Annotated in this window: 18 protein-coding genes, 1 tRNA gene and 1 pseudogene; 15 read left to right on the forward strand and 5 right to left on the reverse strand. The window is 39.9% G+C overall.

The window, feature by feature from the left end; translation table 11 throughout:
• Window positions 1–130: 130 nt before the first annotated feature.
• From fabD to tlpC, 9 genes and pseudogenes are all read left to right on the forward strand, one after another.
• Window positions 131–1060 (forward strand): ACP S-malonyltransferase, encoded by a 930-nt coding sequence (gene fabD / locus QT74_RS03340; RefSeq protein WP_033764629.1) that lies wholly within the window; start codon window positions 131–133, stop codon window positions 1058–1060.
• 10 nt (window positions 1061–1070) lie between these two features.
• Window positions 1071–1766: a 5'-methylthioadenosine/adenosylhomocysteine nucleosidase gene (locus QT74_RS03345; protein ID WP_033764631.1), complete on the forward strand. Its 696-nt coding sequence runs from the start codon at window positions 1071–1073 to the stop codon at window positions 1764–1766.
• Between the two features lie 164 nt (window positions 1767–1930).
• Complete coding sequence (gene rpoD, locus QT74_RS03350; protein ID WP_195742336.1) at window positions 1931–3988, forward strand: RNA polymerase sigma factor RpoD; 2058 nt, start codon at window positions 1931–1933, stop codon at window positions 3986–3988.
• A 19-nt stretch (window positions 3989–4007) separates the two neighbouring features.
• Window positions 4008–5381, forward strand: coding sequence for an SH3 domain-containing C40 family peptidase (locus QT74_RS03355; RefSeq protein ID WP_033764635.1), 1374 nt, complete (start codon window positions 4008–4010; stop codon window positions 5379–5381).
• Window positions 5382–5434: 53 nt separating this feature from the next.
• A complete protein-coding gene (locus tag QT74_RS03360) occupies window positions 5435–6787 on the forward strand; it encodes an FAD-dependent oxidoreductase (protein WP_033764637.1) in 1353 nt (450 codons plus the stop codon).
• Window positions 6788–6793: 6 nt separating this feature from the next.
• Window positions 6794–6983 (forward strand): annotated as a pseudogene (locus tag QT74_RS03365) (DUF5408 family protein).
• Window positions 6984–7334: 351 nt separating this feature from the next.
• On the forward strand, window positions 7335–7760 hold the full coding sequence (gene rplM / locus QT74_RS03370; RefSeq protein ID WP_000167675.1) for a 50S ribosomal protein L13: 426 nt from the start codon (window positions 7335–7337) through the stop codon (window positions 7758–7760).
• A complete protein-coding gene (gene rpsI / locus QT74_RS03375; RefSeq protein ID WP_001227274.1) occupies window positions 7757–8146 on the forward strand; it encodes a 30S ribosomal protein S9 in 390 nt (129 codons plus the stop codon). The genes rplM and rpsI overlap by 4 nt, the downstream gene beginning before the upstream one ends.
• Window positions 8147–8283: 137 nt before the next feature.
• Window positions 8284–10305, forward strand: coding sequence for a methyl-accepting chemotaxis protein TlpC (gene tlpC / locus QT74_RS03380; RefSeq protein WP_033764639.1), 2022 nt, complete (start codon window positions 8284–8286; stop codon window positions 10303–10305).
• Between the two features lie 378 nt (window positions 10306–10683).
• On the opposite strand, the gene QT74_RS03385 is transcribed toward tlpC, so the two are convergent.
• The 5 genes from QT74_RS03385 to rpsT form a co-directional block, all read right to left on the reverse strand.
• Window positions 10684–12435: a dentin sialophosphopreproprotein gene (locus QT74_RS03385; RefSeq protein ID WP_033764641.1), complete on the reverse strand. Its 1752-nt coding sequence runs from the start codon at window positions 12433–12435 to the stop codon at window positions 10684–10686.
• A gap of 244 nt (window positions 12436–12679) precedes the next feature.
• Window positions 12680–14479, reverse strand: a complete 1800-nt coding sequence (locus QT74_RS03390; RefSeq protein ID WP_033764642.1) for an outer membrane protein — start codon at window positions 14477–14479, stop codon at window positions 12680–12682.
• Window positions 14480–14489: 10 nt separating this feature from the next.
• Window positions 14490–14747, reverse strand: coding sequence for a hypothetical protein (locus tag QT74_RS03395; RefSeq protein ID WP_033764644.1), 258 nt, complete (start codon window positions 14745–14747; stop codon window positions 14490–14492).
• Window positions 14748–15146: 399 nt separating this feature from the next.
• Complete coding sequence (prfA, locus tag QT74_RS03400; RefSeq protein WP_000025111.1) at window positions 15147–16205, reverse strand: peptide chain release factor 1; 1059 nt, start codon at window positions 16203–16205, stop codon at window positions 15147–15149.
• Between the two features lie 123 nt (window positions 16206–16328).
• On the reverse strand, window positions 16329–16598 hold the full coding sequence (rpsT, locus tag QT74_RS03405; RefSeq protein ID WP_001273627.1) for a 30S ribosomal protein S20: 270 nt from the start codon (window positions 16596–16598) through the stop codon (window positions 16329–16331).
• Between the two features lie 89 nt (window positions 16599–16687).
• Here rpsT and glmM point away from each other — a divergent pair, with 89 nt between their 5' ends.
• The 6 genes from glmM to ureI all read left to right on the forward strand — a co-directional run bounded on the left by glmM (window position 16688) and on the right by ureI (window position 22058).
• Window positions 16688–18025 carry a phosphoglucosamine mutase gene (glmM, locus tag QT74_RS03410; protein ID WP_033764646.1) on the forward strand — a complete coding sequence of 446 codons (1338 nt, stop codon included), beginning with the start codon at window positions 16688–16690 and terminating at the stop codon, window positions 18023–18025.
• Window positions 18019–18492: a signal peptidase II gene (lspA, locus tag QT74_RS03415; RefSeq protein ID WP_033764648.1), complete on the forward strand. Its 474-nt coding sequence runs from the start codon at window positions 18019–18021 to the stop codon at window positions 18490–18492. The genes glmM and lspA overlap by 7 nt, the downstream gene beginning before the upstream one ends.
• 17 nt (window positions 18493–18509) lie before the next feature.
• Window positions 18510–18585 (forward strand) — tRNA-Val (locus QT74_RS03420).
• A gap of 249 nt (window positions 18586–18834) precedes the next feature.
• Entirely contained in the window at window positions 18835–19551 is a 717-nt protein-coding gene (gene ureA / locus QT74_RS03425) for an urease subunit alpha (protein ID WP_000779233.1), read from the forward strand.
• A 3-nt stretch (window positions 19552–19554) separates the two neighbouring features.
• A complete protein-coding gene (ureB, locus tag QT74_RS03430; RefSeq protein WP_000724295.1) occupies window positions 19555–21264 on the forward strand; it encodes an urease subunit beta in 1710 nt (569 codons plus the stop codon).
• Window positions 21265–21470: 206 nt separating this feature from the next.
• Window positions 21471–22058: an acid-activated urea channel protein UreI gene (ureI, locus tag QT74_RS03435; protein ID WP_000901267.1), complete on the forward strand. Its 588-nt coding sequence runs from the start codon at window positions 21471–21473 to the stop codon at window positions 22056–22058.

Here is a 22058-nt window from a genome sequence, read left to right on the forward strand (position 1 = left end):
TGTAAAAAGTAGAATTATAGTAAAAATAAGTTAAAATAAACCTTAAACTTTAATGGTTTCTAAACAAAACTAAGGGCTTTTATATTACAATCTTAATCTACAAACTAAAATAAACTTTTTAAGGATACGCATGCAATACGCGCTATTATTTCCAGGGCAAGGCTCGCAATGTATAGGAATGGGGAAATCATTCTATGACAGCTACACTCTGGCTAAAGAATTGTTTGAAAGGGCTTCTAATGCGCTTAAAGTGGATATGAAAAAAACGCTTTTTGAAGAAAATAATCTTTTAAAAGAGAGCGCTTACACCCAGCCTGCCATTTATTTAGTGAGCTATATCGCTTATCAATTGCTTAACAAACAAGTAAATGGAGGGTTAAAACCCGTTTTTGCTTTAGGGCATTCGCTCGGTGAAGTGAGCGCGGTGTCTTTAAGCGGGGCGTTAGATTTTGAAAAAGCCCTTAAGCTCACGCACCAAAGAGGCAAAATGATGCAAGAAGCGTGCGCGAACAAAGATGCATCCATGATGGTCGTTTTAGGCGTTTCTGAAGAAAGCCTTTTGAGTCTGTGCCAAAAAACTAAAAATGTGTGGTGCGCGAATTTCAATGGCGGCATGCAAGTGGTTTTAGCCGGGATTAAAGACGATTTGAAGGCCCTAGAGCCGACTTTAAAGGAAATGGGGGCTAAAAGAGTGGTCTTTTTAGAAATGAGCGTGGCGAGCCATTGCCCCTTTTTAGAGCCTATGGTTTTTAAATTCCAGGAATTGCTAGAAAAAAGCTTGAAAGATAAATTTAATTTTGAAATCATCTCCAATGCGATTAACGAAGCGTATTATAATAAAGCAAAAGCCGTTGAATTGTTGGGCTTGCAACTCACTCAGCCCGTGCGTTATCAAGACTGCGTGAAATCCAACAATGACCGAGTGGATGTCTTTTTTGAATTAGGCTGTGGGAGTGTGTTAAAAGGGCTTAACAAGCGATTGAGCAACAAGCCCACCATAAGCGTGGGGGATAATAAAGGGCTTGATGAAGCCATTGAGTTTTTAGAAGAATACGTGTGATGGGGAGAAAATGGTGCAAAAAATTGGCATTTTAGGGGCGATGAGAGAAGAAATAACCCCTATACTAGAATTGTTTGGCGTGGATTTTGAAGAGATCCCTTTAGGGGGGAATGTTTTCCATAAAGGCGTTTATAATAATAAAGAAATCATTGTCGCTTATAGCAAAATTGGCAAGGTGCATTCCACTTTAACCACAACGAGCATGATTTTAGCGTTTGGCGTTCAAAAGGTGCTTTTTAGCGGGGTGGCTGGAAGCTTAGTTAAAGATTTAAAAATCAATGATTTGTTAGTGGCCAATCAATTAGTCCAGCATGACGTGGATTTGAGCGCGTTTGATCACCCTTTAGGGTTTATCCCCGAAAGTGCAATTTTTATTGAAACGAGCGGAAGTTTAAACGCTTTAGCTAAAAAAGTCGCTAATGAGCAACATATCGCGCTCAAAGAAGGCGTCATCGCATCAGGCGATCAGTTTGTGCATAGCAAAGAAAGGAAAGAATTTTTAGTTAGCGAGTTTAAAGCGAGCGCGGTGGAAATGGAGGGGGCGAGCGTGGCGTTTGTGTGCCAAAAATTTGGCGTGCCATGCTGTGTGTTAAGGAGCATTAGCGATAACGCTGATGAGGAAGCTAACATGAGCTTTGATGCGTTTTTAGAAAAAAGCGCTCAAACTTCAGCGAAATTCTTAAAAAGCATGGTGGATAAGCTTTAGGTTTGTTTTTATTAAACGCAAACGATTAAAACCCTTTTTTAAAAAATGGGGGGTTTAAATTTTATTTTAAACTCATTTTATAATTAGAATTTAAGCTATTTTTTAGTAAAATAACAAAGGATTAGGTGTATCTTATCTTATGGATCTAGCTTTTGATTGAAAGCATGGGTTCTTACTTTATGGAGTGTCCAATGAAAAAGAAAGCTAACGAAGAAAAAGCCCCCAAAAGAGCTAAACAGGAAGCTAAAACAGAAGCCACACAAGAAAATAAAACTAAAGAAAACAATAAAGCCAAAGAGAGCAAAATTAAAGAAAATAAAACTAAAGAAAGCAAGATCAAAGAAGCTAAAGCGAAAGAACTTGTTCCTGTTAAAAAGCTTAGTTTTAATGAAGCGTTAGAAGAATTGTTCGCTAATTCCTTGAGCGATTGCGTTTCTTATGAGTCTATCATTCAAATCAGCGCGAAAGTCCCCACTCTAGCCCAAATCAAAAAAATCAAAGAGTTGTGCCAAAAATACCAAAAGAAATTGGTCAGCTCTTCAGAATACGCTAAAAAACTCAATGCGATTGACAAGATTAAAAAAACTGAAGAAAAGCAAAAAGTTTTAGATGAAGAATTAGAAGATGGCTATGACTTTTTGAAAGAAAAGGATTTTTTAGAGTGGAGCAGAAGCGATAGCCCGGTGCGCATGTATTTGCGCGAGATGGGGGATATAAAACTTTTAAGCAAAGATGAAGAGATTGAATTGAGCAAGCAAATCCGCTTGGGCGAAGACATTATTTTAGACGCGATTTGCTCGGTGCCGTATTTGATTGATTTTATCTATGCGTATAAAGACGCTTTAATCAATCGTGAAAGAAGGGTTAAGGAGCTTTTCAGGAGCTTTGATGATGACGATGAAAATAGCGTGAGCGATTCTAAAAAGGATGATGACAGCGAAGAAGATGAAGAAAACGAAGAAAGGAAAAAAGTCGTTTCTGAAAAAGACAAGAAGCGTGTAGAAAAGGTTCAAGAAAGCTTTAAAGCCCTAGACAAGGCTAAAAAAGAATGGCTTAAAGCCCTTGAAGCCCCCATAGATGAAAAAGAAGACGAATTGGTGCGTTTATTGACTCTAGCCTACAAACGCCAAACGCTCAAAGACAGACTCTATGATTTAGAGCCTACCAGCAAACTGATTAATGAATTAGTCAAAACAATGGAAACCACTTTAAAAAGTGGCGATGGGTTTGAAAAAGAGTTGAAACGCTTGGAATACAAATTGCCCTTATTCAATGACACTCTCATCGCTAACCATAAAAAAATCCTTGCTAATATCACTAACATGACTAAAGAAGATATTATCGCTCAAGTGCCAGAAGCGACTATGGTGAGCGTGTATATGGATCTTAAAAAACTTTTTTTGACTAAAGAAGCGAGCGAAGAAGGCTTTGATTTAGCCCCCAACAAACTAAAAGAAATTTTAGAGCAAATCAAAAGAGGGAAATTGATTTCCGATCGCGCTAAAAACAAAATGGCTAAATCCAATTTAAGGTTGGTAGTGAGCATCGCTAAACGATTCACGAGCAGAGGCTTACCCTTCTTGGATTTGATTCAAGAGGGTAATATCGGCTTGATGAAAGCGGTGGATAAGTTTGAGCATGAAAAGGGCTTCAAGTTTTCTACCTATGCGACCTGGTGGATCAAGCAAGCTATCAGCAGAGCCATAGCCGATCAAGCCCGCACTATCCGCATCCCCATTCACATGATTGACACGATTAATCGCATCAATAAAGTCATGCGCAAACACATTCAAGAAACCGGCAAAGAGCCTGATTTAGAAGTGGTGGCTGAAGAAGTGGGGCTTTCGTTAGATAAAGTGAAGAATGTGATTAAGGTGACTAAAGAGCCTATCAGTTTGGAAACCCCAGTCGGCAATGATGATGATGGCAAATTTGGGGATTTCGTGGAAGATAAAAATATCGTTAGCTCTATCGATCACATCATGCGAGAAGATTTAAAAGCCCAAATTGAAAGCGTTTTGGATCAGTTGAATGAGCGAGAAAAAGCGGTGATCCGCATGCGTTTTGGGCTTTTAGACGATGAAAGCGATCGAACTTTAGAAGAAATTGGCAAGGAATTGAATGTTACTAGAGAAAGGGTGCGCCAGATTGAAAGCTCTGCGATCAAAAAATTGAGAAGCCCGCAATACGGGCGCATTTTAAGAAACTATTTGCGCATTTGATGTTAAGGTTCTCTAAAGCATGCGTTATTTTCTTGTAGTTTTCTTGTTTTTGTTTGTGGGTTGCATGAAAAAGGATTTCACGCTCAAAGATTTATCCTTGCCCCAAGAGGCTTCAAGCTATCTTGCAAGCTCTCAAAATGGCAGTAACAACAACCAAAGCATTGACCCCCAAGCGTTAAGAGAAAATCTGAAAGAGAGCTATCTCAAAGCGTGGTATTCCCCATGGCTAGATATGAAAGTCAAAAGCAATAAAAAAGAAGTGTTTTGGATCCTTAAGGAGATGAATAAATCCACCGGTTATGGCGAAGATCTAAAACCCAACGCAAAAGCTTTCAATGATGAGCTTATTAAAAGCATGGATATTGAGCGTTACCCGAGTGCTAAGATTAGGGCTGTTGTAGCGCGAGATAGCGATGTTAGGGCTGTGCCTACTAACAAGCCTTTTTATCTTTCTCCAAAAGGTTATCCTTTTGACAGGTATCAAAATTCGCTGATTTTTCAAGGCACACCGGTTTTAGTCACGCATTTCAACACGGATAAAACTTACGCCCACATTCAGAGCAGTTTTGTTTATGGCTGGATTAAAGTTAGCGATTTAGCCTACATGCACGATAAAGACATAGAGCTTTTAACCAAGCTTAAAAACTATGTCATGCCTATAAAAGATAAAATCCCCCTTTATACAGACTATGGGGGTTTTTACACCAATGCTAGGGTGGGCGAATTGTTCGCTCTCATCCCCCAAGGTCAAAACGCATCTCAAAAACCCCAAAAAAAAGAATTGAAAGCCTATGGTTTTTTGAGAGACGCTAAGGGTTATGCAGATTTACAAAGCGTGATCTTAGATGAAAAGGATTTTTTTGTTTTCCCTAAGGCTTTTAACAGCGAGAACATGGCGTATTTTATAGACACCATGCTAGGGCAAAAATACGGTTGGGGGGGGCTATTAGGTAATAGGGATTGCTCGGCTTTCACTAGGGATAGTTTCGCTAATTTTGGTATTTTGCTCCCCAGAAATTCCTACGCGCAAAGCCGTTATGCGAACAATTATGTGGATTTAAGCTCCATGAAAGCTAAAGAAAAAGAAGACTATATCCTTAAAAACGCCACGCCTTTTGGAACGCTCATCTATTTAAAAGGGCATATCATGCTCTATTTAGGCGCACACAACCATCAAGCGATAGTCGCTCACAGCATCTGGTCGGTGCAAACCCAAAAGCATTTTAAAACCTTGAGCCATAAAATAGGGGGCGTGGTGATCACTTCATTATGGTTAGCGGAAGAGCATAATGGGGCGTTTTCTAAAAAGAAATTATTGATTGACAGGGTGCTTGGAATGAGCGATTTGAAAGATTTTGTCAATAAAACTTCAAGTCCTTTGAATGCGAATTGATTTTCTTATACTATGATTACGATTTATCAATTTAAAACATTTGGAGAAAGACAATGAGTATGGAATTTGATGCCGTTATTATTGGAGGTGGGGTTTCAGGGTGCGCGACCTTTTATACTTTGAGCGAATACAGCTCTTTAAAACGCGTGGCTATCGTGGAAAAATGCTCTAAATTAGCTCAAATCAGCTCTAGCGCTAAGGCTAATTCACAAACCATTCATGATGGCTCTATTGAAACGAATTACACTCCTGAAAAAGCTAAAAAAGTGCGTTTGAGCGCTTATAAAACCAGACAATACGCGCTCAATAAAGGCTTGCAAAATGAAGTGATTTTTGAAACCCAGAAAATGGCTATAGGCGTGGGCGATGAAGAATGCGAGTTCATGAAAAAACGCTACGAATCCTTTAAAGAAATCTTTGTGGGGTTAGAAGAATTTGACAAGCAAAAGATTAAAGAATTAGAGCCTAATGTGATTTTAGGGGCTAATGGCATAGACAGGCATGAAAACATTATCGGGCATGGGTATAGGAAGGATTGGAGCACCATGAATTTTGCGAAGTTGAGTGAAAACTTCGTTGAAGAAGCCCTGAAATTAAAGCCTAACAACCAGGTGTTTTTGAATTTCAAAGTGAAAAAGATTGAAAAACGCAGCGACACTTACGCCGTAATTTCAGAAGACGCTGAAGAAGTGTATGCTAAATTCGTGCTAGTCAATGCCGGCTCTTACGCTTTGCCTTTGGCTCAGAGCATGGGCTATGGCCTAGATTTAGGGTGCTTGCCTGTGGCGGGTAGCTTTTATTTTGTGCCGGATTTATTAAGGGGTAAGGTTTATACCGTTCAAAACCCCAAACTCCCTTTTGCAGCCGTACATGGCGACCCTGATGCGGTCATTAAAGGAAAAACACGAATCGGGCCTACGGCTTTAACGATGCCTAAATTAGAGCGCAACAAATGCTGGCTCAAGGGTATTAGCTTGGAATTGTTGAAAATGGATTTGAATAAAGATGTGTTTAAAATCGCATTTGATTTGATGAGCGATAAAGAAATCCGTAATTATGTGTTTAAAAACATGGTTTTTGAATTGCCCATTATCGGTAAAAGGAAATTTTTAAAAGACGCTCAAAAAATCATCCCCTCTCTTAGCCTAGAAGATTTAGAATACGCTCATGGTTTTGGCGAAGTGCGCCCGCAAGTTTTAGACAGAACCAAGCGAAAGCTGGAATTAGGCGAAAAAAAGATTTGCACCCATAAAGGCATCACTTTTAACATGACCCCTTCTCCAGGCGCGACGAGTTGCTTGCAAAACGCCCTTGTAGATTCCCAAGAAATCGCTGCGTATTTGGGCGAGAGCTTTGAACTGGAACGCTTTTATAAAGATTTATCTCCAGAAGAATTGGAAAATTAAAAACGCATGCCAAACGAACAAGAAGCCCGAGAAATCGCTAAAAAAGCCGTTCAAATCGTGTTTTTTTTAGGGATTGTGGTGGTGCTTTTGATGATGATAAACCTTTACATGCTCATCAATCAAATCAATGCGAGCGCTAAAATGAGCCAACAAATCAAAAAAAATAGAAGAAAGACTCAATCAAGGGCAAAAATAAAGGCTTTGGCTTATTAAGCATGAGTAACAAAATTAAAAAATGCTTAAAGGTATTTTTTAAAATAAATACAATAAAAGAGCTTGCACAAGCAAGTGATAGCCTCTTTAAAAGCAGTCTTTTGAGGTTAGGGGGTTTTTAGTTGGGGGTTGTAGGGGAGGGTTATTGTAAAATACCCCCCTATTCTTTTAAGAAAATGCGTTTTACTTAAAAAATGAGTTTGACCATAAAATTAAAAGCAATCAAACAAATTTTTAAAAAATCCCCTTTTCAAACTTTAAACTTTCCTTAAATTCAGCAATATTTAAGCTTATTTCCTTATAATGAGTGCTTTAATTTTATCAAAGGATTCTCATGACAAAGACTGCTAAAGTCAATGACATCGTTCGTGATTGGGTCGTTTTAGACGCTAAAGACAAAGTTTTTGGCCGCTTGATCACTGAAATCGCTGTGCTTTTAAGAGGCAAACACCGCCCTTTTTACACCCCTAATGTGGATTGTGGGGATTTTGTGGTGGTTATCAACGCTAATAAGGTTAAATTTTCAGGCATGAAATTAGAGGATAAAGAGTATTTTACCCATTCAGGCTATTTTGGCAGCACCAAGAGCAAGACTCTCCAAGAAATGCTAGAAAAAACCCCCGAAAAGCTCTACCACTTAGCCGTTAGGGGCATGCTCCCTAAAACGAAATTAGGGAAAGCGATGATTAAAAAACTCAAAGTTTATCGTGATGATAAGCACCCTCACACCGCACAAACTAGCAAAAAGGACGCTAAATGAGAAAAATCTATGCTACCGGTAAAAGAAAAACCGCTATCGCTAAAGTGTGGCTCACTCCGGGTAAAGGCGGATTGAGTATCAATGAGCAGAGCTTGAATCAATGGTTGGGCGGGCATGAAGCCATTAAAATGAAGGTCATGCAACCCCTACTTTTAACCAAACAAGAGCAATCTGTGGATATTAAAGCGGTGGTTTTTGGTGGGGGCTACTCAGCGCAAGCGGAAGCCTTAAGGCATGGCATTTCTAAAGCTTTGAACGCTTATGATATTGCTTTTAGAGCCATTTTAAAACCTAAAGGCTTGCTCACTAGGGATTCAAGGGTGGTTGAACGCAAAAAATATGGTAAAAGAAAGGCCAGAAGAAGCCCGCAATTCTCTAAAAGGTAATTTTTATTTCTTCAGCTCTTCTTTGGGGGGCTTTGGCTCTCTTTTATTCTACTTTTTGTTCTCTCTTGTTTTATTAAAATTTCAAAATAATGTATAATAATCGTTCTCTATCAATTCGTTTTAAAAGGGCAAAGGGAATGAAATCTACAAGAATTGGTTCTAAAATCGTCATGATGGTGTGTGCGGTCGTTATTGTCATTAGCGCTGTTATGGGCGTTATTATCAGCTACAAGGTTGAAAGCGTGTTGCAAAGCCAAGCCACAGAATTGCTGCAAAAAAAAGCTCAGTTAGTCAGTTTTAAAATTCAAGGCATTATGAAGCGCATTTTTATGGGTGCTAACACCCTTGAAAAATTTTTAAGCGATGAAAATAATGCTATCAACAACACCCTAAAAAGGCGCATGCTCTCTGAGTTTTTGTTGGCAAACCCCCATGTGTTATTGGTTAGCGCGATTTATACGAATAATAATGAACGAATTATCACTGCAATGAACATGGATTCAAAAATCGCCTACCCTAATACCACGCTCAATGAAAACATGATTAATCAAATCCATTCGCTCAAAAGTATAACCCGTTCAGATCCCTATTATAAGGAGGTTAATGGCGATAAAATCTATGGCATGGATATTACCCTCCCCCTAATGGGTAAAAATCAAAATGTTATGGGTGCGCTGAACCTCTTTTTAAACATTGACGCTTTTTATACCGATGTAATAGGCCAAAATAAGAGCAACACCTTTTTAATGGGGAAAGACGGCAGGCTTTTAATCAACCCTAATCGTGAGATTCAAGATAAAATTTTAAGTGCTATCAATCCGGATAGAAGAGTCGCTAAAGCTGTGGAGTATTACAATCAAAACGAAGCGGGCACTTTGAGCTACCATTCATTGAGCGGGAATACAGAAACCTTTTTAGCCATACAGCCCTTTGATTTTTTTGAAGAAAAAGGGAATAACGGCAATCATTGGCGTTGGGCAATTGGGAAATATGTCAATAAATCTTTAGTCTTTAAAGAAGCGACAAACACCAAATTCATTATTATCACCACTTTGATTTTAGGCGTGCTGGTGTTAGCCTTTTTAGTCTTCATCATCGTTTCCAATCTCATAACCAAACGCATCAGTAGGGTCAATAACACCCTAAATGATTTTTTCAACTTGCTTAATAACCCCAAAAATAACCATGCCATAAGCCTAACGCCCCCAAGCGCTTATGATGAAATCGGGCAGATGCAAGCTTCTATCAATGAAAACATTCTCAAAACCCAAGAAAGCATTCAAGCCGATAACAAAGCCATTCAAAACAGCATTGAAGTAACAAATTATGTGGAAAATGGGGATTTCACGCAAGAAATCGCATGCGTGCCTAAAAATAAAGATTTGCAAGCTTTAAGAAATACGATTAATAGCATTATCCAGTATTTCCGTAACCAAATTGGCGCCAATATTGAATCCCTAAATAACGCCCTAGAGCATTATAAAAACCTGGATTTCACCCACCACATCCAAAATCCTAAAGCCAACATGGAAAAAGCGCTCAACACTTTAGGGCAAGAAATTTCTAGCATGCTTAAAGCTTCTTTAGGGTTTGCGAACGCGCTCAATCATGAATCCAAAGATTTAAAAACTTGCGTGGATAACTTGACTAAAACCGCCCACAAGCAAGAAAGAAGCCTGAAAAACACCACCCAATCCTTAGAAGAAATCACTAATATTATTACAACAATTGATTCTAAAAGCCAAGAGATGATCTCTCAAGGCGAAGACATTAAAAGCGTGGTGGATATGATTAGAGATATTGCCGATCAAACGAATCTATTAGCCCTAAACGCTGCTATTGAAGCCGCAAGAGCCGGCGAGCATGGCAGAGGCTTTGCGGTGGTGGCTGATGAGGTGAGGAAGCTCGCTGAAAGGACGCAAAAATCGCTCAGCGAAATTGAAGCCAATATTAATATTTTAGTTCAAAGCATTGCCGATAACGCTGAGTCTATCAAAATGCAAAATAAGGGCGTAGAAAACATCCACAACTCCATTAACGCTTTGCAACAAGATGTGCAGGATAATTTGACTATCGCTAACCATTCCTTACAAGTCAGCGCTAAAATTGATGGGATCTCCCAAGATATTTTAGAAGATGTGGGTAAGAAGAAATTTTAATTTCTGCTTTTAATTTTGAGCGTCTAAAATATGGAACCGCCCCCTTTTTCTCAAGCAAGGGGTTTTTTAACTAAAGCACCCTAACGAACGCTAATGCGAAAGACTCTTTAAGGTCTGCATGGGCATTTCTTACCCTAAAAAGACTAGAGGTATTTTGTTAGCTTGAATATAGCCTAAGCGCTTACATCTTGCACCCTAAAGGACGGAGTTTTTTGCGCTAGTTTGATGATAAAAAGCTTTGGTTGGATTTTAAAAAGCGTTCTTAGGGGAGTTAGTTGGGGGTTAAAGGGGTATTCATCGCCAAAGTATCCCCCTTAAAAGAATTATAAATAAAAATATTAAGTTTTGGCTATCACTCTTTGATGTTGGGGTTTAATCTCAATTCCCCATATCACCACCCATATCCCCCATGTCTCCCATATCGCCACCCATATCGTCGTTCATATCCCCCATATCGCCCATGTCATCGTTGCTATTACCCATGTCATCGTTCATGTCGTTCGCATTGTTCAAATCATCGCCCATGTCGTTGCCGTTGCTCATGTCGTCATTAGCGTTACCCGTATCATCGTTGCCATTGTTCATGTTGCTCATATCATCAGTGTTACCGGTATCGGTGTTACCAGTGTCCGTATTGCCGGTATCGGTGTTGTTCATATCGCCGGTATTATTCATGCCGCTAGCATCTTTATCATCAGTGGGGGTGTCGTTTGCGTTGCCGGTGTCAGTGGTGTTAGTGTCCATGTGATCATCGTTGTGATCATCGTTGGTGGCGTTGTTAGGGTTTATGAGCGCGTTACCCCCTTGATCTTTGCTGTCATTTGCATGGGTGTTGTCCATGTTGTTAATAGGCGTTTGTTGCGCAGGTTGTTGCATAGGGTTATTGATTGCATCATTCAAATCGTCTCTGTCATCGCCATCAATTTTCAAACTCCCGTCTAAATAATTCCCCACCACATCGCTGCTATGGCTTAATTGTTGCACGCTGTCTAGGGCTTTATCCACTTGAGCTTGTTGCTCGCTTGAAAGCCCTTTTTGATCTTTTAAGTCATTGTCTAGTTGGTTGAGGTTGTTGTCTAATTTGTCTCTCACTTCCATAGCTTTATTGACCACTGAATCAATCTTACTAGGACTCGCCCCATCTTGCTTCATTTCTTTGATTTGCCCCACTAAATGGTTAAGCTCTTTGGCTTGAGAAGTTATCGCATCCACGCTTTTAGTGGGCATGGCTTTGGTGTGGAAAAGCGAATTGTCTTTGAGCATGCGGCTGTTGTCTAAATTGACTAAAGCGCTATTCAAGCGGTTGGTTTGAATGCCTTTGCTGAATTTGGGATCACGATAAAAGCTCATGAGATTTGCCTGTTGTAAGGATTTATCGTCCTTATCGTCCCTGTCATCATCAGTAGGCGTATCAAGTTGGTTAATGGAAGCGTCATGGTCTAAAATCTCTTCTTGATCGAGCGCATACATGTAATTTTCTAACATCAAGTAATCTTGAACTTGCATCATGAAAAACATGTTAGGGTAGAACCCATACATGCCATCATAAAAGTCATAAAAATCATACACGCCCATGCCATACATGCCATACATGCCATAATAAGGGCTATAGTAAGAGTTGTAATAGTTGTTGCTCCTGTAATAAGGGCTTTGAGCCTTTTCATTCTCTTGCTGTTTTTTAAGATACGCCCCTACCACACTCAAATCAGCGAGCATTTTTTGAGCCGTTTTTTGATCTTTTAAAGAAATGCCTAAGGGGATATAAATACCGGTGCGGTAGCTATAAAAAGAATCCCTAGCGATGATTTTAAGGCAATATTTCAAATTCTTTTGCAATTTTAGAGCTTGCTTTAAACGCGCATGCACTCTAAAATTCCCCAAGATGCCAGAGTTAAAACGCATTTTTTCCACTAGAGTGCTGAATTTTTTCGCATCGCCATTAGCCGCATTGATATAGTTTAAAGCAGTAGCCCCCCACTCACTGGTGCTGCTTTTATAACCCCCAAAATTCACTATTTTTGGCGTTAATTCCCCTTTTAATTGCGAATCTTTTAAATCAAACAACGCCCTATTCACGCTGATAGCGTTTAAACTGAGTGTCATTATAAAAAGTATTTTTATAGCTTTCATTGATAACCTTAAAAAATATCTCTTGCGAGCATTATAGACTATTTTTAGAAATCAAAATGACTTTTGAAAACAAGCCAAAGTAAAAAATCAAATCCCAAAACAAAAGGTTCTGTTTTAAACGCTTCTTTAGTTTTTAAAAAACTTTCTTAAACAAAAACCTAACCCCCAACAAAACAAATATCGCAAAAAAAGAAAAAAGAAACCAACAGAGAGAAAACCCTCTATTGTAAAAGAAGAAAAAGGCTTAGAAGTTGATCATGTAGTTAAAATAGATAGAGAAGTTCCTTTTATAGAACACATCTACTGATCCATCTACGCCCCTTTCTTTATAGAATTGGTTGGTAAATAAAGGCAATTTAAAGCCCACTTCAATCCCGCTGTGTTTAGAAAAATTGCTCCTAAAACCAAATTCCACAGGCATTTGGAAATAGCTCGTGTTCATGCTCGCTGAACAGCCTGCCGTGTTGTTGCAAATGTGCATTTGAGATTTCAAGTAGCTCTCTCCTTGAACGATAAACGAATCCCCTCCTAACCCAAAGCCCACGAACAACCCTGCTGTGTTATAGCCCTCTTTACTTTCATAGAAGTTATAGAGCGCATCAAAGCCCACGCCATAAGTGAAGTTATTCACTTGAGACGCGCCCTCCATGATTCCAAGCTGGCTCCCCACAAAGCTTAAATTCGCATGGTTATAGCTGTAGTATCCATAAGACCTAAAGCCAAAGCGTTTGGTTTTACCAAAGAACCACTTATACCCTGCCATCGCATCTACCCCATACATTTGCCCGTAATTATTGGTGTTGATCACGCTTGGCGTGTAGGTTGCTTGGGCTTGAGCGACAGCGGTTTGAATGTTTTTATGCACATTCATGAAAGCGTCTTTTTGAGCCATTAGATTGCTTTTTAGCGCGTTTAAGAAATTGATGGCATCTGTCGTTGTCGTTGCACTATCACTAGCAGTCGCAAGCGTAACGGCTTGCGTTTTTTGCGTATCAGTTGCACTAAGATCGGCCAAAGCCATATCCACTTGATTGATAGCTTTATCTAGCGCGCCCACAACCGCATTAGATCCGTTTGTCAATTGCCCAATCGTCGCGCTAGAAGAATTTAAATAGCCTTTTAGAGTGTTTTGAGCGCTTTCTAATGCGCTAAACGCACTGTTTAGCCCTTGAGCGTTAGGAATCACACTGCCTAAACTAGGATTACCGCTTAAAAGAGTGCTGATCGTTGCGGTTTGTTGAGACATGGTTTCTACCCCACTTAAAGTGGTGTTCATGCCGCTCACGCTCACGCTCTTAAGATTATTAACCATAGTGGTGTCTTTGGTTAACTGGCTTGCCACGGTGTTCCCGCTAGTGCCACCACTTGTTTCATCTTTTTTAGCTGGTGGGGTTTCTGGAGCTGGTGTGCCGCTTGAAGCGGTGTGTTGGTCTTTATCGCTACCACTACCACTTGTGTCATCTTTTTTAGTTGGTGGGGTTGGTGTTTTCGTCTGATCTTGTAAATCTGTGTTTAAAGCGTTTTGATCGTTAGTGAGCTGATTTTCATCATTTTTTAAAGTTGTTTCAGCGGTTTGTTCTGTTGCTTGATCGGCTTTAAAAGTGGTTTCATCAAAATCTTTAGCGCTAGCATCAGCTTGAACTTTAGCTACATCTGTTTTTAAAGTTTTTTCATCGTTTTGAACGGCTGTGTTATCGGTTTCTACTTGTTTAGCCGCATCAGCTACAGTAGTGTCAGTGCTTGTTGTATAAGCTTCATCAGTTGTGGCGGTTGTGTTGTCAGTAGAAGCGGTGTTTTCAAGCGTTGTCGCTTCTTTGCTGTCGCTTGAAGCGGTGTTTTGGGCTTGAGTTTGGGCTTGTTGTTGCGTTGGTGAATCGCTTGTTGATTTACTATCTTCCTTATCCTTTTCAGCATAATTACCAAAAACATGCGATGATTTTTGCAGTGCTGCATAGATTTCTAAATCGGTAGCGTTCATGCTCCCTAAAAGCACGCCACTAGCCGCCAAAGAGACAAAGCCTAATTTTTTGAATGACTTTTTCATAACTTCTTTCTTATTTTTTCATCCAGCTTGCGCTTGGATTGACTTTAGTGTCCGGTTTAGAAGCGCTTTGCGTTTCTTGGGCTGGAGCTACTTGATTGCTGCCAAACATTGAAGTGTCTATCGGGGTGTTATTGTTAGCACCTGGGGTGCGGGTGGTGTTTTGGTTTTCTAAATTAGAATATTGAAACCCCCCTCCTAAAAACGCGCCGCTTTTTTCTGCCATAGACACACTAAAGGCTAATGCCATACCTAAAAAAACTTTTTTCATTTAAAACTCCTTAATGTGAGAAATCCTAAGGATTTCTTTTTTTATTGCATTCATGCTATGGCGCAAAAATATAGGGAGCTATCAAAATTTGAGAGTTGTCCTCATACATTCGCTTCCACAGAATACAATCCGCTCTTATAGTAAGCTTTGGAGTTATATCACAAAAAAGTGAATTTTTCGTTAAGAATAGGTTAAATAAATCGTTTTATTTTTTAGAAATGTATTTATATATAAAAATATATATAAAGAATTTAAAATTATATTTAACTATATTTTATTGAAGCTCTTGCGCTGTTTTTGTGTAGGGCGAAAATTTAGAGCTTTTAGGGTTTTTGGTCGTAGCGGGTGGCTATCTTAAAAAACGCTGTTTTATCGCTTTTGTCGTATCGTGTAAAAATCTTATTCAAACTGGCTTTGGGCGTGGGCGATTAAAGGGTTGATCACTTCATCTAAATTCCCTGAAAGCATGATTTCTTCTAAACTATACAGAGTTAAATTGATTCTATGTTCGCTCAAGCGGTTTTGTGGGTAATTATAGGTGCGGATCCTTTCGCTCCTGTCCCCACTACCCACCTGCTCCTTTCGGTCTTTAGCGTTAGCGAGTTGCTGTTCTTCAATTTGTTTTTCATAAAGGCGCGCTTTTAGGATTTTTAGGGCTTTATCCTTGTTTTTATGCTGGGATTTTTCATCTTGCATGCTCACGCTGATATTGGTGGGGAGGTGCGTGATGCGAACCGCGGAGTCTGTGGTATTAACGCATTGCCCCCCATGCCCGCCAGCGCGAAACACTTCAATCTTTAAATCGCTAGGGTTGATAGAAACTTCCACATCATCCACTTCAGGCATGATCGCCACTGTGATAGCGGAAGTGTGGATTCGCCCTTGAGATTCTGTCTCGGGAACTCTTTGGACTCGATGCGTGCCTGCTTCAAATTTGAGCCTTGAATACACGCCCTTGCCCTTAATCAAAGCGATGATTTCTTTATAGCCCCCTACGCTGTTTTCGCTAGAGCTCACTATCTCTACTTTCCATTTTTTCAAATCCGCATAACGGCAATACGCTTTAAACAAATCCCCTACAAAAATGCCCGCTTCATCGCCCCCTGTGCCGGCTCTTAACTCTAAATAAATGTTTTTATCATCGTTAGGGTCTTTAGGGATAAGGAGTTGCTTAATGGCAGTTTCTAGATCGCTTTTTTGGATTTCTAAAATTTTTAACTCTTCTTTAGCCAGTTCGCTCAATTCCTTGTCTTCTAAAAGCTCCTTATTTTCTTTAATGTTCTCTAAAACGCTCAAATACTCTTTACTCGCTATGGAGATTTCTTCAATGGAGCTTTGCTCTTTGCTCAATTCGGTGAGTTTTTTAATATCGCTAATCACTTCAGCGCTAGAAAGCAACGCTGTGAGTTCGTCGTATCGCTTGAGAATGGAAGAAAGCTTTTCAGCTAGAATGGACATGCAAGACTACCTATAAAAAGATGTGAATAAAAGATTCAACAATCTAAAAAACACAAAACTTAAAAAGAAGCCCAATAACAAAAACCCATTACTGAGCTTAAAGAAGTTAAAAACGCCCTAAAACTAAGCGAGAGCGATTTTTTTCACTGAAGCGTTAAGCCTTGAGACTTTCCTAGAAGCGGTGTTTTTCTTTAAAATCCCTTTGCTGACAAATTTATGCAACTCTTTATTAGCGATTTTCAAACGCTCTTGAGCTTTTGCTACATCATTGATGGCGACCGCTTCACGCACGGCCTTAATGATATTTTTAACTTTAGTTTTATAGAACCTGTTGCGTTCGGTTCTTTTAATGGTCTGTCTGATTCGCTTTTCTGCGGACTTATGATTTGCCATAGCCTTGTTTTAATCCCTTTGTAATGTAAAATTTGGCATAATTCTATCTAAAAATTGATTAAAAATAGTTTAAAAGGTATTTTATAACGATGAAAATTTTTGGGACTGATGGCGTGAGGGGTAAAGCAGGGGTGAAACTCACCCCCATGTTTGTGATGCGTTTAGGCATTGCTGCCGGGTTGTATTTTAAAAAACATTCTCAAACGAATAAAATTCTAATCGGTAAAGACACCAGAAAAAGCGGCTATATGGTAGAAAACGCTTTAGTGAGCGCTCTCACTTCCATAGGCTATAATGTGATCCAAATAGGGCCTATGCCTACCCCTGCGATTGCGTTTTTAACCGAAGACATGCGCTGCGATGCGGGCATTATGATAAGCGCGAGCCACAACCCTTTTGAAGATAATGGTATTAAGTTTTTCAATTCTTATGGCTATAAGCTTAAAGAAGAAGAAGAAAGAGCGATTGAAGAAATCTTTCATGATGAAGAATTACTGCATTCTAGCTATAAAGTGGGCGAGAGCGTCGGTAGCGCTAAAAGGATAGACGATGTGATAGGGCGCTATATCGTGCATTTGAAGCACTCTTTCCCCAAACATTTGAATTTGCAAAATTTAAGGATCGTGCTAGATACGGCTAATGGCGCGGCTTATAAAGTGGCTCCGGTCGTTTTTAGCGAGCTTGGGGCTGATGTTTTAGTGATCAATGATGAGCCTAATGGGTGTAACATTAATGAGCAATGCGGGGCTTTACACCCCAACCAGTTGAGCCAGGAAGTGAAAAAATACCGCGCGGATCTGGGCTTTGCTTTTGATGGCGATGCGGATAGGCTAGTGGTGGTGGATAATTTAGGGAATATCGTGCATGGGGATAAGCTTTTAGGGGTGTTAGGGGTTTATCAAAAATCTAAAAACGCCCTTTCTTCTCAAGCGATTGTCGCTACAAACATGAGCAATTTAGCCCTTAAAGAATACTTAAAATCCCAAGATTTAGAATTGAAGCATTGCGCGATTGGGGATAAGTTTGTGAGCGAATGCATGCGATTGAATAAAGCCAATTTTGGAGGCGAGCAAAGCGGACATATCATTTTTAGCGATTACGCTAAAACCGGCGATGGTTTGGTGTGCGCGTTGCAAGTGAGCGCGTTAGTGTTAGAAAGTAAGCAAGTAAGCTCTGTTGCGTTAAACCCCTTTGAATTATACCCTCAAAACCTAGTGAATTTGAATGTCCAAAAAAAGCCCCCTTTAGAAAGCCTGAAAGGTTATAGCGCTCTTTTAAAAGAATTAGACAAGCTAGAAATCCGCCATTTGATCCGTTATAGCGGCACTGAAAACAAATTACGAATCCTTTTAGAAGCTAAAGACGAAAAACTTTTAGAATCCAAAATGCAAGAATTAAAAGAATTTTTTGAAGGGCATTTGTGCTAAAAACCACCCAACAAAGCCTGTTGGTTTTTATAGGGGTTTTTTTTCTTATTTTTGGCATAGATCAAGCGATCAAATACGCTATTTTAGAGGGGTTTCGCTATGAAAGTTTGGTTATAGATATTGTTTTAGTATTCAATAAAGGCGTGGCGTTTTCCTTGCTCAGTTTTTTAGAGGGGGGTTTGAAATACTTGCAAATCCTTTTGATTTTAGGGCTTTTTATCTTTTTAATGCGCCAAAAGGAGCTTTTTAAAAGCCATGCCATAGAGTTTGGCATGGTGTTTGGCGCTGGGGTTTCTAATGTTTTAGACCGGTTTGTGCATGGGGGCGTGGTGGATTATGTGTATTATCATTATGGCTTTGATTTTGCCATTTTTAATTTCGCTGATGTCATGATAGATGTGGGCGTGGGCGTTTTATTGTTAAGACAATTCTTTTTTAAGCAAAAACAAAACAAAATTAAGGCATAATTGCCCTTTTTAATAAAGGTCGCGTAGCTCAGTTGGTAGAGCACTACCTTGACATGGTAGTGGCCGCTGGTTCAAGTCCAGTCGTGGCCACCATTATCACTCCAATTTTAATTCTCATTTTTTTTGCGAGTTTTTGATCTTTATAAATTCTAAAGGGGTATTAAACGCGCTTCTAATAACGCTTTTATAGCGCTTCAAAACTATAACACTAATTCATTTTAAATAATAATTAGTTAATGAACGCTTCTGTTAATCTTAGTAAATCAAAAAATTGCTACAATCACTCCAACCTTGATTGCGTTATGTCTTCAAGGAAAAACACTTTAAGAATAGGAGAATGAGATGAAACTCACCCCAAAAGAGTTAGATAAGTTGATGCTCCACTACGCTGGAGAATTAGCTAGGAAACGCAAAGAAAAAGGCATTAAGCTTAACTATGTGGAAGCAGTAGCTTTGATTAGTGCCCATATTATGGAAGAAGCGAGAGCTGGTAAAAAGACTGCGGCTGAATTGATGCAAGAAGGGCGTACTCTTTTAAAACCAGATGATGTGATGGATGGTGTGGCAAGCATGATCCATGAAGTGGGTATTGAAGCGATGTTTCCTGATGGGACCAAACTCGTAACCGTGCATACCCCTATTGAGGCCAATGGTAAATTAGTTCCTGGTGAGTTGTTCTTAAAAAATGAAGACATCACTATCAACGAAGGCAAAAAAGCCGTTAGCGTGAAAGTTAAAAATGTTGGCGACAGACCGGTTCAAATCGGCTCACACTTCCATTTCTTTGAAGTGAATAGATGCTTAGACTTTGACAGAGAAAAAACTTTCGGTAAACGCTTAGACATTGCGAGCGGGACAGCGGTAAGGTTTGAACCTGGCGAAGAAAAATCCGTGGAATTGATTGACATTGGCGGTAACAGAAGAATCTTTGGATTTAACGCATTGGTTGATAGGCAAGCAGACAACGAAAGCAAAAAAATTGCTTTACACAGAGCTAAAGAGCGTGGTTTTCATGGCGCTAAAAGCGATGACAACTATGTAAAAACAATTAAGGAGTAAGAAATGAAAAAGATTAGCAGAAAAGAATATGTTTCTATGTATGGCCCTACTACAGGCGATAAAGTGAGATTGGGCGATACAGACTTGATCGCTGAAGTAGAACATGACTACACCATTTATGGCGAAGAGCTTAAATTCGGTGGCGGTAAAACCCTAAGAGAAGGCATGAGCCAATCTAACAACCCTAGCAAAGAAGAACTGGATTTGATTATCACTAACGCTTTAATCGTGGATTACACCGGTATTTATAAAGCGGATATTGGTATTAAAGACGGCAAAATCGCTGGCATTGGTAAAGGCGGTAACAAAGACATGCAAGATGGCGTTAAAAACAATCTTAGCGTGGGTCCTGCTACTGAAGCCTTAGCCGGTGAAGGTTTGATCGTAACTGCTGGTGGTATTGACACACACATCCACTTCATTTCACCCCAACAAATCCCTACAGCTTTTGCAAGCGGTGTAACAACCATGATTGGTGGCGGAACTGGCCCTGCTGATGGCACTAACGCAACTACTATCACTCCAGGCAGAAGAAATTTAAAATGGATGCTCAGAGCGGCTGAAGAATATTCTATGAACTTAGGTTTCTTGGCTAAAGGTAATGCTTCTAACGATGCAAGCTTAGCCGATCAAATTGAAGCCGGTGCGATTGGCTTTAAAATCCACGAAGACTGGGGCACCACTCCTTCTGCAATCAATCATGCGTTAGATGTTGCGGACAAATACGATGTGCAAGTCGCTATCCACACAGACACTTTGAATGAAGCCGGTTGTGTAGAAGACACTATGGCAGCTATTGCCGGACGCACTATGCACACTTTCCACACTGAAGGCGCTGGCGGCGGACACGCTCCTGATATTATTAAAGTAGCCGGTGAACACAACATTCTACCCGCTTCCACTAACCCCACTATCCCTTTCACCGTGAATACAGAAGCCGAACACATGGACATGCTTATGGTGTGCCACCACTTGGATAAAAGCATTAAAGAAGATGTTCAGTTCGCTGATTCAAGGATCCGCCCTCAAACCATTGCGGCTGAAGACACTTTGCATGACATGGGGATTTTCTCCATCACTAGTTCTGACTCTCAAGCGATGGGCCGTGTGGGTGAAGTTATCACCAGAACTTGGCAAACAGCTGACAAAAACAAAAAAGAATTTGGTCGCTTGAAAGAAGAAAAAGGCGATAACGACAACTTCAGGATCAAACGCTATTTGTCTAAATACACCATTAACCCAGCGATCGCTCATGGGATTAGCGAGTATGTAGGTTCTGTAGAAGTGGGCAAAGTGGCTGACTTGGTATTGTGGAGTCCAGCATTCTTTGGCGTGAAACCCAACATGATCATCAAAGGCGGATTCATTGCGTTAAGTCAAATGGGCGATGCGAACGCTTCTATCCCTACCCCACAACCGGTTTATTACAGAGAAATGTTCGCTCACCATGGTAAAGCTAAATACGATGCAAACATCACTTTTGTGTCTCAAGCAGCTTATGACAAAGGCATTAAAGAAGAATTAGGGCTTGAAAGACAAGTGTTGCCGGTAAAAAATTGCAGAAACATCACCAAAAAAGACATGCAATTCAACGACACTACCGCTCACATTGAAGTCAATCCTGAAACTTACCATGTGTTCGTGGATGGCAAAGAAGTAACTTCTAAACCAGCCAATAAAGTGAGCTTGGCACAACTCTTTAGCATTTTCTAGGATTTTTTAATTTTCTAAGGTTTTAGGAGCGTTCCTCCTTAAATCTTAGGTTGTAGGCTCTCTAACTTTTTTATTAAAAGTTAAGAGCTTATTTTTTTGTTTTATTTTTTGTCAATTTACTATTTTTCTTTATGATTAGCTCAAGCAACAAAAGTTATTCGTAAGGTGCGTTTGTTGTAAAAATTTTTGTTTGGAAGGAAAAGGCAATGCTAGGACTTGTATTGTTATATGTTGGGATTGTTTTAATCAGCAACGGGATTTGCGGATTAACCAAAGTCGATCCTAAAAGCACTGCGGTGATGAACTTTTTTGTGGGCGGACTTTCCATTGTTTGTAATGTGGTGGTCATCACTTATTCTGCGCTCCACCCTACAGCCCCTGTAGAAGGTGCCGAAGATATTGCTCAAGTATCGCACCATTTGACTAGTTTCTATGGGCCAGCGACTGGGTTATTGTTTGGTTTTACCTACTTGTATGCGGCTATCAACCACACTTTTGGTTTGGATTGGAGGCCGTATTCTTGGTATAGCTTATTCGTAGCGATCAACACTGTTCCTGCTGCGATTTTATCCCACTATAGCGATATGCTTGATGACCACAAAGTGTTAGGCATCACTGAAGGCGATTGGTGGGCAATCATATGGTTGGCTTGGGGTGTTTTGTGGCTTACCGCTTTCATTGAAAACATCTTGAAAATCCCTTTAGGGAAATTCACTCCATGGCTTGCTATCATTGAGGGTATTTTAACCGCTTGGATCCCTGCTTGGTTGCTCTTTATCCAACACTGGGTGTGA

Source organism: Helicobacter pylori SA213A, assembly GCF_000476275.1.
Lineage (GTDB): Bacteria > Campylobacterota > Campylobacteria > Campylobacterales > Helicobacteraceae > Helicobacter > Helicobacter pylori_CL.